Here is an 11,921-nt window from a genome sequence, read left to right on the forward strand (position 1 = left end):
GCCGCCACCCCACCCTGCACCGCGCGATACCGCTGGGCGGCAATGATGCCGCCATAGCCCGTTACCGTGTCGGACAGCCCACGTTGGTAGGTGCCTTGCAAAAACGCGGGCGGGGAAACCAGCGTGTCGTCGCGATAGCGACCACCCGTCAGGCTGAAACGGGAACTGCCTGGGCGCAGCAATTGCGCAACCGATGCATAAGGCACCAGGAACCGCTTGGTGCGGCCATCGGCTTCGGTGACCGTGACATCAAGATCGCCCGCGTAGCCGGTGTTGTAGAGGTCATCGATGGCGAAGGGGCCAGGCGATACGGTGGTCTCATACAGCAGGTTGTTACCTTGCCGCACGCTGACTTTGGCCGTGGTGTCGGCAATACCGCGCACCACCGGCGCAAAACCGCGCATGGAATCGGGCAGCATGCGTTCGTCGCTGCTTAGTTGAATGCCCGTGTACGGAATGCTGTCGAAGATATTACCGGGCGTGTAGAACTGCCCAAGGGTCAATTGCGCGCCAAGCGGTGTCGCATCGCGCTGCACATAGCTGCTTAACGCCTGGTAGTGGCTGCCGCCCGACGCGCCGATCCGGTTCGCCATGCTGAACGACCCGTTGTGCCGAAAGCGCAAGGCGCCCAGGTTCAAGCCCGCGTTCACGCTGCTGTAAAGCTGCCGGTTGTCTTGGTTGGCGTAGCGGTTGGACGATAGGTTGATGCCATAGCTTAGAAAGCCCGCGTTCACGCCCGTGTCCCATTCTTCCGGCGGCACATAACCGCGCGCCGTCGACTTCAGGTAGAGCTGCGCAATGGACAGATCGGCCCGCAGTTCGGACAGGTCGATATCAAAGCGGCTAGCGGGCGGAAGGCGGTCCAGCCCCACGCAATCCGCTTCGGCGGCAGGGGCCGGCGGCCACCCATCCAGCAGCGTGACGTTCAGGCCGATCTGCTCGAACACCTTGGCGGGCAGACACGGTTGGGTATCGTTGTCTGGCGGTGGTGCTGCCGAATTGCCGCTACCCCCCCCGTTTACCTTGCGCACGCTGACCTGCTGGCGCCCCACGCGGTTGCCGTTCAGGTACAGGTCCAGTTGGTAGATGCCGGGCGTCAGGAGATTGCCACGTTGGAATCGCGACAGATCCACGGGCTGCCCACGGCGTCCGGCGAAGAACGCCGGGTTGAATTCGACGGCTTCGTTGGCCTGCACGGCGACGCCGAACAAGCTGGATACGAGCAGGAACGCGCTGCTTAATCGCATGCGACGATACACGGCGCCGCCTAAGGCTCAAGCGGACTTTCGCGCTGCACGGTTGCGCCATAGTCGTTGATCCATTCGAACGCCACCGATCCCGAGGTGCCGGCGGCTTGCGAAATTTTGTCCGCGCCGAACTCGGTCACGGACCGGGGGGCCAGCATGTGCACGGGCACCGACACGGCAGCGCCGCGCCCGCCGGCCGCCTTTACTTGCGCGCCGGTCAGCGAGACGTGAAAGGCGCTGTCATTGCGCACCTGCAGCGCCGCGCCCTTGCTGGTGTGCACCACGCGCCATTGCAGCTTCAGGACGGCCTCGCCCGGCGTGCCCGGCAACCCGACGGGACGAAAGAAAAGCTTGATGCGGCTACGGAAGGCCAGTTGCATGTGGTTGGCCACCTGCCCGGAAGGCAGTGGCGGGACGTCCAGCACATTCAGCCAGAACACCGATTCCCGGTCGGTCGCAACACCGGTATTGGGCAGATGCGCCACACGCAAGGTCTGCCCCGTGCGCGGATTGATACGCGCCAGCGGCGGCGTAATCACGAACGGCACATCAACGTCGTCTGGGTCAGATTCCAGATCGCCGTCGTCAATCCAGGCCTGCACCAACGCGGGCCGAGCGCCCTCATTGGTCAGGCGAAGAGTGACTTCACGCTCTGACGCCGGATAGATGAGCCTGGTGCCGCCGATAACCACGTTGGATTGGGCGCTAGGAGGCAGCAGGGTCACACAAGCCAGGCAGAGCAACGCGCAGAAGCGACGAAGCTTGGTGGCCCGGCTTGCGTGGTCCGGAAGCCCCCTGAGCGTACGCTCAAGGGGAACCGGCTTCATTCGTAGATCAGATCCAGCAGGACTTCGGTCTGGACCGGGCCGGCCGTGGTGCCGGCGGTGGGCGCCAGGTACTGAGCGTAGAACTCGATCGTCGCGGACTTGTCCGCGATGGTGATCGTTTCGGCGCCAGCGCCCGTGAACAGATTGATGGGCTGGTACTTGCTGTTCAGCAATTGGACTTGTGCGCTTGACGGGCTTTCGTTTTCTTTGGACGCCGCCTGGTTGATCAGTGCGCCGGTGGCGCTGTCGACGTTTGCATCGCGGTTAAAGCGCGTGACGACCTTGGTGGCCGAACAGCCAGTCAACTCCAGAGTGACGAGCTGGCGCGCCGCCACATCGTTCGGCTTGGCCAGCGCACTGACGCTGACAGGGTCGAGATTCACCTGAACGACCCCTTCTTTGCCCAGCCCGTTGATTGCGCAGGTCGATGAAGACACGTGGCCCGTGAACACAAACTTCACATCGGCCGCCAGCGCGCTGCCGCACAACAGCAAGGACGAAAACGCAATACCTGCCGCAACAATCTTGTTATTCACCGAACTCTCCGACTGACTTGCCCCCAGGGCTCGCAACCCGCGTGCCTTGGGTCCGCCGCGTAGAGTCAGGCTGAAGCCTTCAACGCATCAACGCAGGGACGAGTGCCATTGTTTCGAATCCGCCGGGCCGGAAATATGAGAAAGTTCTCAAAGCAAAATCGTGCTAGGTCTGATGACGCCGATGCGCAACACATCGGCCAGCTTCTGTCATCGCCGTTAATTCAGTTTGGCGCCCGACACGGTCACTGCCTGCTTCCAGGTATCCAGTTCGCGGTCGATATGGCGGGCGAATTCGGCGGGCGTGGACCCCACCGCTTCATAGCCGTAGCCAGCCAGTTGCTGCTTCAAGGCAGGCTCTGCCACCGCGCTGGCGATACCTTGGCTTAACGCGTCCACGATGCCCGGCGGCGTGCCCGCCGGCGCCAGCACGCCATACCAGCCGTTCACGACGAAGCCCGGCACGCTTTCGGCTACCGTCGGCACGTTGGGCAATAGCGGCGACCGGCGTTCGCCCGTCACCGCGATTGCCTTCAACTTGCCGGCCTGCACCTGCGGCAACGACGTCGAGATGCTGTCGAACATCAGCGACACCTCGCCACCCAGCAATGCCACTACCGCGGGGCCGCTACCTTTGTAGGGCACGTGCATCATGTCCGTGCCGGTCTGGTTCTTGAACATCTCGGCGGCCAGGTGGCTGGTGTTGCCGTTGCCCGCCGACGCAAAACTGAGCTTGCCGGGGTGGTTCTTGGCGTAGGCGATCAGTTCGGGGATTGTGTTGGCCGGCGTGTTCAAGGGCGCGGCCACCAGCATCGGCAAGGTGGCAACGAGCGACACCGGCGCGAAGTCCTTGCGCGTGTCGTAAGGCAATGACGGATACAGGCTGGGGTTGATGGCGTGCGCGGCCAGCACCATCAGCAGCGTATAGCCGTCGGGCTTGGCGCGCGCCAGTTGCGCCGAGGCAATGGCGCCGCCCGCGCCCGGTTTGTATTCCAGCACCACCGGCTGGCCCCACATCTTCTGCAATTGCGCGCCCAGGGGCCGAGCCAGCATGTCGGCGCTGCCACCGGGCGGGTACGGGATCAGCAAGGTGATGGGCTTGTCCGGATAGACGGGCGCGGCGTGCGCGGCGACCACGGGCAACACGCATAGCGCGGCGGCGGCCAACAGGGATCGGATCATCAGCGGTCTCCTTGGCCCGAAGCGGGCTGGATGGGTCGGGCTTGGTGGGTCGGGCTTGCAGGGTCGGGGCTTGCAGGGTCGGCTTGCAGGGCCGGGCTGGAACTTGGCTGTGAATGCGGGGCGGTCACGCCAGACGCCATCACGCGTAGCGCGGGGCGCCGGCGGCATCCAGCACGATCACACGCGGCGTCTCGGGAAAGCGCAAGGGCGCATCGGTCACCGAACGCAGATACGCGGCGTTGACGCCCTCGGTCATCGCGTAAACGCTCAAGCCGCCGGGCGTCACGTCGATCACCGCCAGATCGGTGTAGATGCGCGTGACCACGCCCTTGCCTGTCAGGGGATAGCTGCATTGGCGCAGCACCTTGGGCGCGCCGTCGCGGCCACGGTGTTCCATGGTGACCAGCACCTGCTTGGCGCCCACGGCCAGGTCCATGGCGCCGCCCACGGCGGGGATGGCATCGGCCGCGTCCGTCTTCCAGTTGGCCAGGTCGCCCGTTTCCGACACTTGGAACGCGCCCAGCACGGCATAGTCCAGATGACCGCCGCGCATCATGGCGAACGACACGGTGTGCTCGGTGATGGATGCGCCGTTCAGCAAGGTGATGGGTTGGCGGCTGGCGTTGATGAGGTCCGGGTCCACGTCCTTGCCGCTGGCGGCGGGGCCCATGCCGAGGATGCCGTTTTCGCTGTGCAGGAGGATGTCTTTGTCGGGAGGCAGGTAGTCGCCCACCAGCGTCGGCATGCCGATGCCCAGGTTCACGATGGACCCGTCGGGGATATCGCTGGCCAGCAACTGCGCGATCTGCTGCCGGGTCAGGCCGGTGATGGATCGCGCATGGGGATCGCCGTCGTTGCGCTGGTTGCCTCGATTGCCGTGATTGCCTTGATTGCCCTGGTTGCCCTGGTTGCCTTGGTCATTGTGATTGCTCTGCATGTCAGCCCTCCACCCGCACCACGGATTTGACGAAAATGCCTTGCGTCATGACCTGCTCCGGCACGAAGGTGCCCAGCGGCACGATCTCGTCCACCTGAGCGATGGCGTGGCCCGCCGCCATGCACATGACCGGATTGAAGTTGCGCGCCGCGTGCCGGTACATCAGGTTGCCCCAGCGGTCGCCCAGGTGCGCGCGGATCAACGCGTAGTCCGCACGCAGCGGCTGTTCCAGCACATAGCCCACGCCATCGATCACTTCCTGTCGGCGGCCTTCGGCCAATTCGGTGCCGTAGCCGGTGGGGGTATAGAACGGCCCCAGTCCGGCGCCGGCCGCGCGCAGCCGTTCGGCCAGGGTGCCTTGCGGCACGCATTCCAGTTCGACCTCGCCGGCCCGATAGGCACGGGCGAAGGCGTCCGAATTGGGCGGGCGCGGGTGCGAGCAGATGATCTTCCTGACCTGTTTACGGATCAGCAGCGCGGCAATGCCGCGCTCGAAGGTGCCGGCGTTGTTCGAGATGATGGCCAAGTCGCGCCGCCCCGATTCCGCCAGACATTGCAGCAATTCGTAGGGCACGCCGGCCTCGCCGAAGCCACCCACCAGCACCGATGCACCATCGGGAATAACGGCCACGGCCTGGGCCATGGACGCCTGGATCTTGTCGATCATCTATTGCTCCTGGGCCAGTCCGGCCGTGTCCACGATTTGCTTCCAGCGCGCGCGTTCCTGGTCGATGAAGGCGGTGAATTCGGCGGGCGTGTTGCCGCCCGCCTGGCCGCCCATGGCTTTGAAACGCCCGCTGATATCGGGGCTTTGCACCACGTCGCGCGTGGCGGCGTAGAGTTTGTCGACGACGTTTGCCGGCGTGCCCGCCGGCGCGATCAACCCGAACCACGCGGTCACGACCATGTCCTTGACGCCGGCTTCAGCCATGGTGGGCACGTCCGGCAGTTCGGCCAGCCGCTTGTCGCTGGTCACCGCCAGCGCGCGCAGCTTGCCCGACTGGATGTACGGCATGGAGCTGGGCAGGTTGTCGATCATGAACGTGAACTGCTGGCCCAGCAGCGCGGCCACGGCGGGGCCGGCGCCCTTGTACGGGATATGCGTGCCGGCCACGCCCGCGCGTTGCTTGAACAATTCGGCGGACAGATGCGGCGATTGACCCGCGCCGGAGCTGCCGAAGGACACCTTGGACGGGTCGCGCCGCGCCTGCGCCTGCAAGTCGGCCACGCTGCGCACGGGCGACGCTTCGTTCACGACCAATACATTGGGCACCGAGATCACCAACGTGACCGGCGCAAAGTCGGCGGGCTTGTAGGGCAGCGTCTTGTACAGCGCGTAGTTGATGGCGTTGGGGCCGATATTGCCCATCAGCAGCGTGTAGCCGTCAGGCTTGGCGCGCGCTAGCGCCTGGGCGCCGATGATGCCGGCCGCGCCCGCGCGGTTTTCCACGATGACCTGCTGGCCCAGCTTGGCCGCGAGCTTGTCGGCGATGAGCCGCGCCGAAATATCGGTGGTGCCGCCAGGCGCGGCGGGGATGATCAGGGTGATCGGCCGTTCCGGCCAGGCGGCGTGGGCCGGACCCGCGATGGCGGCCGCCATCACGCCCGCGGCCAGCCAGCGATGCGCTTGCAACATGCTTGTCTCCGAACGCGGTCATGGATGACCAACTTGTGGGGCAAGTGTGTGCGGCGCGCCGGCAAATGCCAATTCTGCAATCTGGAGGGCAGGCTTCGCCTGAGCTTAACGCCGAGGCGGGCGCGCGGATCTTGCAAGGCGGGTCCGGCCGGGTGGCGACTCTGGAAATTTGGCGTTGGGCTTGGGCTTGGGCTCAGCCTGCCGCGCTTCGCACGAGGACTTAGTCGCCCGCGCGTTCCCAGCGGCGCTGGATGGCCTTGGCCGCCACCACGCCGTCCGCCATCGACGTCACCACGCAAGGGTGCATGCGGTGGGCGACTTCGCCGATGGCATAGATGTCCGGCACGCTGGTCTGGGCGGTGGCGAAGTCGGTGCGGATGTAGCCGCGTTCGTCGCGGGCCAGTTGCAGGCCGTCGGCAAAGGCGGCTTGCGGTTCCCAGCCATAGAAGACCAGGATCAGGTCGTACTGCCGGCCGTCCACGCTGCGGTGAGCGGGGTCGACGGTGTAGGGGCCGATGCGCACGCCTTCGCGGCCGGCGCGGGTAACCCATTGCTGCTGGGCGCGCACGCTGCGCGCATACAGGTGCACCATGCGCGCGCCGCGATTGCGCACGTAAACGTAATTCTCGAAGGCGTTGTCGCCGCCGCCCAGCACCGCCACCGACAAGCCGGAGTAGTCCTGCGCGACGATGGGCGAACCCGGGCCGACCAGCACGCCGGGCCACGATGCGCCCGGCGGATGATCGGGCAGGCCCTTGGCGCGCACACCCGAAGCGATGACCAGCGTGCGGCCGCGCACCCGTTCCTGACCGCCGTCGGGTCCAGCCAAGGTGGCCTGGACACCGCCTTTGCAGGGCAGCACATCGACAACGCGCGTGTCCATGCGCAGCGGCACGTTGGCGGCGCGCACGCTGGTGTCGATATTGGCGGCTACCTGTTGCCCCGTCACGCCCGGCAGCACGGCGATCCAGTCGTCGGCAAATGGATTGTCCTGGGCCAGGCCGCCCAGGCGGGCGCCGGCCTCGACTAATATCGGGGACAAACCAAGCCTGGCCAACCACAGGGCGCAGGACGCGCCGGCCGGGCCGCCGCCTACAATGACCGCATCGTGCATGTGTTGCATTTCCACCCTTATTGACCGCGCCGGCGCCTCACGGGTGCCAGGACGTGGCGCAATTGTAGCCAGCGCGCCGCCCCCGATCCGCCGTCCCCTTACAATTCCGGCTGTCCCACCCAGGTTTTCATCATGCCCACACGTCGCATCATCCTTTCCGGGCTTGCGCTCGACGCCCGCATCGGCATCCTCGAACACGAGCGCCGCGCCACCCAGCCCCTGCATGTCGACGCCGAATTCGATGTGGACATCCAGCGCTCGGTCGACGACCACGATATCCACAGCGTGCTGGACTACCGCCGTCTGCGCGAGGCCATCGTCGAGGAATGCACGCAAGCGCATGTGAACCTGATCGAAACCCTGTCCGAACAAGTCGCCGCGCGCCTGTTGGCCGACTTCCAGGAAATCCGCTCGTTACGCTTGCGCATCAGCAAGCCCATGGCCTTTTCCGACTGCGCGGCGGTAGGCGTGGAAATCCAGATTTCACGTTGATCATGAACGATATTGCTCCGCCCCCCGCCGTCCGCACCCCCGAGGTCCGCTTTCGCACCGAGGCCGAGGAAAAAGCCCGCCACGAAGGCAACAAGCTGACCAAGCGCCTGGCCCGCGAGACGACGCGCGCGCTGTCCGACTACAACATGATCGAAGAAGGCGACCGCGTGATGGTCTGCCTGTCGGGCGGCAAGGATTCCTATGCCATGCTGGACATCCTGTTGCAGCTGCAAAAGCGCGCGCCGTTCAAGTTCGAGCTGATCGCCGTCAACCTGGATCAGAAGCAGCCCGGCTTTCCCGACCACATCCTGCCTCAGTACCTGAAAGACCTGGGCGTGCCTTTCCACATCGAGACGCAGGACACGTATTCCATCGTCACGCGCGTGCTGGAAGAAGGCAAGACGATGTGCTCGCTCTGTTCGCGCTTGCGTCGCGGCATCCTGTACCGCGTCGCGTCTGAACTGGGCGCCACCAAGATCGCGCTGGGCCACCACCGCGACGACATCCTGGCTACGTTCTTCCTGAACCTGTTCTATGGCGGCAAGGCCAAGGGCATGCCGCCCAAGCTGGTGTCGGACGACGGCCGCCACACGGTGATCCGCCCGTTGGCCTATGTGGCCGAAACGGACCTGATTGCCTACGCCGAGCTCAAGCAATTCCCGATCATTCCGTGCAACCTTTGCGGCTCGCAGGAAAACCTGAAGCGCAAGGAAGTGGGCCGGATGATCAAGGACTGGGACAAGCAGCATCCGGGCCGCTCGTGGAACGTGTTCAACGCGCTGTCGCGCGTGGTGCCGTCGCACTTGATGGACCGCGACCTGTTCGACTTTGTCGGCCTGAAACCCACCGGCGTGCCGGACGCGAATGGCGACACGGCGTTTGACGCGGTGGACCCGGACGACAACGCGGCCGACGCCTGCGGCGACACACCCGGCGCCACCCCGGACGCATCCGCCCCGGGCGCGATCGTTGAAAAGAAAGTGACGTTCACGCGCCAGTAATCGGCGCTCGGAGCCAGGGGCCGCCCACGGCGGCACCCTGCCCGTTTTTGGCGCACCGCTACGTTTTTGCGCGCCACTACGTATCAACGCGGCGGCAAGAACGACAGCACCGCCCGCGTGAACTCGGCGGGCTGCTCAATATTCGAAAGATGCACGGTGGGTAGCTCCAGCAGGCGCGCGCCCGGCACCGTGGCCGCGATCAATGCGCCATGGCTGGCGGCGGTGACCGTGTCGTCGCGCCCGGCGATCACCAGCGTGGGGCGGTCGATCAGCGCAATCGTGCGTCGCAAATCCGCGTCGCGCACCGCCGCGAAGGCGCCGGCCAGGCCCTGAGGATCCATCGCCAGCAGCATGGCGCGAAAGCGATCGATGACCGGGCCACCCACGCGCAACATATCGGCCGGAAACCAATTACCCAGAAACATCGCGGCGGTGTCCGACATGTCCCGCGCCCGCAGGGTTGCGGCGATGCGTTCGTCCCATTGCGGCGTGGGGCCCAGGTACGAAGACGTGTTGGCCAGGATCAGGTGGTCAATGCGCTGCGGCGCATGTATGCCCAGCCACTGGCCGATGAAGCCGCCCAGGGACAGCCCCATGAAATGCACGCGGGCAATGCCCAGCGCGTCCAGCAGTTCGATGACATCCCTGCCCAGCCGATCCATCGAGTAAGCCCCCGCCGGCACACCGGACGCGCCATGCCCGCGCGTGTCGTAACGCAGCAGCCGGAAGTGCCGCGACAGGTCCACGACTTGGTCGTCCCACATATGCAGTGTGGTACCGATGGAATTCGATAGGACCAGCACCGGCCGGTGCTGCTGACCATCCAGCCGATAGGCGATCCGTACGCCATCGCCCGTGGTGAATGTGGAAGTTGTAATCGTGGAAGTTGTGGTTGTGGAAGTTGTGGTTGCGGACATCGTTTGCATGATCATGCTGCCTTCAAGGGTGAACATGATGCCCAGCGTAGTTGCGCGGCTTTGAATAAGAAATTACAAAGTTCGCACAGTCTTTGTCGGAAAACCGAACATGAACGACTTCACCCTGCACGACCTCCAGTGCTTTGACGCCGTGGTGCGCCTGGGCGGATTTCAGGCTGCGGCCACCGCGCTGCATCGATCCCATCCCGCCGTGTTCGCCGCGGTGGGAAAGCTGGAGCGGCAATTGGGCCTGATGCTGTTTGACCGCAGCGGCTACCGGGTGCGGCCGACGCCGGCGGGCAGATCATTTCACCAGCACGCCACCGGTCTGCTGCGCGAGTTCGACGCACTGCGCACGCATGCCGCGCAATTGGCGATGGGCGAAGAAAGCGAGCTGCATGTGGTGATTGGCGACTTGTGTCCACGGCCCCAGATGCTGGCCTTGCTTGGCGGTTTTTTTGCGCTGTGCCCGGGCACGCGTCTTAACCTGCATTTCGAGGCGGTGGGCGGCCCGGTGGAACGGTTGCTGGATGGCGACGCCGATCTAATCCTGCATCGGGTGGACCGGGGCGAATCCCGCATCGACTGCCTGGACTTGCTGGACGTGCCGTTCATTCCCGTCGTGGCACCGGGTTTTCTACCCGCGTCGCCGCGCCCCATCACGCCCCGTCTGCTGCGCGGCTACACGCAGTGCGTCATGCGCGATACCGCGCGCCATACACCCGCGCGCAGCTACTTCATGATCGAAGGCGCGCATCAATGCACGGTGCCGGACCAGCAGATGAAAAAGGAGATCATCTTGCAGGGCATGGGCTGGGGCCACCTGCCGCGCTTTTTGATTGAAGACGAATTGCGCGACGGGCGCCTGCTGGACATCACCAGCCGCCATCTGCCGGGCAGCGTCGAGGCGTTGGTTGCGGCGCGGCGCAGCGACCGGCCGCAAGGGCCGGTGCTGAATCGTCTGTGGAAATATCTGGAAGCGGCCGTTGGCAACGGCCAGCCGTTTTGCGCAGGGCACGAGTCCGAGGCGGTTACGCGTTCAGCACCCGAATCGGCTTGCCCGTCTGAAACGCCTTCACGGCGTCCAGCGCGTTCTGGTAGAACGCCTCGAAATTCTCGCGGCTGACGTAGCCCAGGTGCGGGGTCAGGATCACGTTGTCCAGGTCGCGCACCGAGTCGGTGGGCGATAGCGGCTCTTCGGGGTAGACGTCCAGGCCGGCGCCCGCCAAGCGGAATTTCACCAGCGCGTCCATCAGGGCTTCGTTGTCGACCAGCCCGGCGCGTGACGTGTTCACCAGATAGGCGGTTGGCTTCATCGCGGCCAGCGCCGCGGCGTCCACCACGTGACGGCTGCGCTCGGACAAGATCAAGTGCAGGCTGACCACGTCGGACGTGGCAAACAGCGTGTGCTTGTCGACGCGCTTGACCCCGGCCGCCTCGGCGCGTTCGTCCGTCAGGTTGGGGCTCCAGGCGACCACGTCCATGCCGAAAGCCAGGCCCACCTTGGCCACGGCCGCGCCCAGCTTGCCCAGGCCCAACACGCCCAGCCGCTTGCCGGCCAGCGGCTCGGGCATGGCGGTTTGCCACATGCCGCGGCGCATGGCCGCGTCTTCCGCGGGCAGGTGCTTGAAGAGCCCCAGGATGTGCGCCCAGGCCAGTTCGGCCGTGGCGGTGTTGGCGGCGGCGCTGCCCGGCGCGCCGCACACGACGATGCCCTGCTGCGTGCAGGCTGGCATGTCGATGGCGTTGTTGCGCATGCCGGTGGTGATCAACAGGCGCAGCTTGGGCAGCGCGCGGATGCGTTCCGCGGGAAACGGCGTGCGTTCGCGCATCGCCACGATCACGTCGAAGGGTTCCAGCGTGGCCTCGACCTGCTCAGTCGGAATGAAGTTGTTGAAGATCTGCACCTCGGCGTCACCGCCCAGCGAGGTCCAATCCGCATAGCGCCGTGCTACGTCGTGGTAATCGTCGAGTATTGCGATTTTCAAGTGTCTTCTCCGGGTGGCAAGGCGGCTATCACGCCAGCCACCCGGCC

General features: G+C 65.3%; 13 protein-coding genes. 3 read left to right on the top strand and 10 right to left on the bottom strand.

The features are described 5' to 3' along the window. The 8 genes from ACNPP0_RS02515 to ACNPP0_RS02550 all read right to left on the bottom strand — a co-directional run. A partial coding sequence (locus ACNPP0_RS02515) for a fimbria/pilus outer membrane usher protein (protein ID WP_448704933.1) occupies positions 1–1,247 on the bottom strand: 1,247 nt, incomplete at its 3' end. 20 nt (positions 1,248–1,267) lie between these two features. Next, entirely contained in the window at positions 1,268–1,972 is a 705-nt protein-coding gene (locus ACNPP0_RS02520) for a fimbria/pilus periplasmic chaperone (protein WP_448704934.1), read from the bottom strand. A 98-nt stretch (positions 1,973–2,070) separates the two neighbouring features. Continuing rightward, complete coding sequence (locus ACNPP0_RS02525; RefSeq protein WP_332612486.1) at positions 2,071–2,610, bottom strand: fimbrial protein; 540 nt, start codon at positions 2,608–2,610, stop codon at positions 2,071–2,073. A 216-nt stretch (positions 2,611–2,826) separates the two neighbouring features. Continuing rightward, positions 2,827–3,789, bottom strand: coding sequence for a tripartite tricarboxylate transporter substrate binding protein (locus tag ACNPP0_RS02530; protein WP_448704935.1), 963 nt, complete (start codon positions 3,787–3,789; stop codon positions 2,827–2,829). Between the two features lie 139 nt (positions 3,790–3,928). After that, positions 3,929–4,726, bottom strand: coding sequence for a 3-oxoacid CoA-transferase subunit B (locus tag ACNPP0_RS02535; RefSeq protein WP_448704936.1), 798 nt, complete (start codon positions 4,724–4,726; stop codon positions 3,929–3,931). A gap of 1 nt (position 4,727) precedes the next feature. After that, on the bottom strand, positions 4,728–5,393 hold the full coding sequence (locus tag ACNPP0_RS02540; RefSeq protein WP_448704937.1) for a 3-oxoacid CoA-transferase subunit A: 666 nt from the start codon (positions 5,391–5,393) through the stop codon (positions 4,728–4,730). Beyond that, positions 5,394–6,362 (bottom strand): Bug family tripartite tricarboxylate transporter substrate binding protein, encoded by a 969-nt coding sequence (locus tag ACNPP0_RS02545; protein WP_219991597.1) that lies wholly within the window; start codon positions 6,360–6,362, stop codon positions 5,394–5,396. A 220-nt stretch (positions 6,363–6,582) separates the two neighbouring features. Further along, positions 6,583–7,485 (bottom strand): NAD(P)/FAD-dependent oxidoreductase, encoded by a 903-nt coding sequence (locus tag ACNPP0_RS02550; protein WP_332612496.1) that lies wholly within the window; start codon positions 7,483–7,485, stop codon positions 6,583–6,585. A gap of 123 nt (positions 7,486–7,608) precedes the next feature. On the opposite strand from ACNPP0_RS02550, the gene folB reads away from it, so the two are divergent. Next, positions 7,609–7,968, top strand: coding sequence for a dihydroneopterin aldolase (folB, locus tag ACNPP0_RS02555; protein ID WP_046805622.1), 360 nt, complete (start codon positions 7,609–7,611; stop codon positions 7,966–7,968). Between the two features lie 2 nt (positions 7,969–7,970). Further along, positions 7,971–8,969: a tRNA 2-thiocytidine(32) synthetase TtcA gene (ttcA, locus tag ACNPP0_RS02560; RefSeq protein ID WP_332612498.1), complete on the top strand. Its 999-nt coding sequence runs from the start codon at positions 7,971–7,973 to the stop codon at positions 8,967–8,969. An 83-nt stretch (positions 8,970–9,052) separates the two neighbouring features. Here ttcA and ACNPP0_RS02565 read toward each other — a convergent pair whose 3' ends face one another. Further along, positions 9,053–9,886 (bottom strand): alpha/beta fold hydrolase, encoded by an 834-nt coding sequence (locus ACNPP0_RS02565; protein WP_448704956.1) that lies wholly within the window; start codon positions 9,884–9,886, stop codon positions 9,053–9,055. 109 nt (positions 9,887–9,995) lie between these two features. Here ACNPP0_RS02565 and ACNPP0_RS02570 point away from each other — a divergent pair, with 109 nt between their 5' ends. Continuing rightward, entirely contained in the window at positions 9,996–11,012 is a 1,017-nt protein-coding gene (locus tag ACNPP0_RS02570; RefSeq protein ID WP_448704938.1) for a LysR family transcriptional regulator, read from the top strand. On the opposite strand, the gene ACNPP0_RS02575 is transcribed toward ACNPP0_RS02570, so the two are convergent. After that, positions 10,918–11,874: a D-2-hydroxyacid dehydrogenase family protein gene (locus ACNPP0_RS02575; RefSeq protein WP_448704939.1), complete on the bottom strand. Its 957-nt coding sequence runs from the start codon at positions 11,872–11,874 to the stop codon at positions 10,918–10,920. The genes ACNPP0_RS02570 and ACNPP0_RS02575 overlap by 95 nt on opposite strands. Positions 11,875–11,921 lie beyond the last annotated feature (47 nt).

The organism is Achromobacter semiaridum, assembly GCF_053543755.1.

Coding starts and splice junctions, on each gene's coding strand:
- ACNPP0_RS02530 (WP_448704935.1), bottom strand. CDS start 3,789: ATGATCCGATCCCTGTTGGCCGCCGCCGCGCTATGCGTGTTGCCCGTG.
- ACNPP0_RS02535 (WP_448704936.1), bottom strand. CDS start 4,726: ATGCAGAGCAATCACAATGACCAAGGCAACCAGGGCAACCAGGGCAAT.
- ACNPP0_RS02540 (WP_448704937.1), bottom strand. CDS start 5,393: ATGATCGACAAGATCCAGGCGTCCATGGCCCAGGCCGTGGCCGTTATT.
- ACNPP0_RS02545 (WP_219991597.1), bottom strand. CDS start 6,362: ATGTTGCAAGCGCATCGCTGGCTGGCCGCGGGCGTGATGGCGGCCGCC.
- ACNPP0_RS02550 (WP_332612496.1), bottom strand. CDS start 7,485: ATGCAACACATGCACGATGCGGTCATTGTAGGCGGCGGCCCGGCCGGC.
- folB (WP_046805622.1), top strand. CDS start 7,609: ATGCCCACACGTCGCATCATCCTTTCCGGGCTTGCGCTCGACGCCCGC.
- ttcA (WP_332612498.1), top strand. CDS start 7,971: ATGAACGATATTGCTCCGCCCCCCGCCGTCCGCACCCCCGAGGTCCGC.
- ACNPP0_RS02565 (WP_448704956.1), bottom strand. CDS start 9,886: ATGTCCGCAACCACAACTTCCACAACCACAACTTCCACGATTACAACT.
- ACNPP0_RS02570 (WP_448704938.1), top strand. CDS start 9,996: ATGAACGACTTCACCCTGCACGACCTCCAGTGCTTTGACGCCGTGGTG.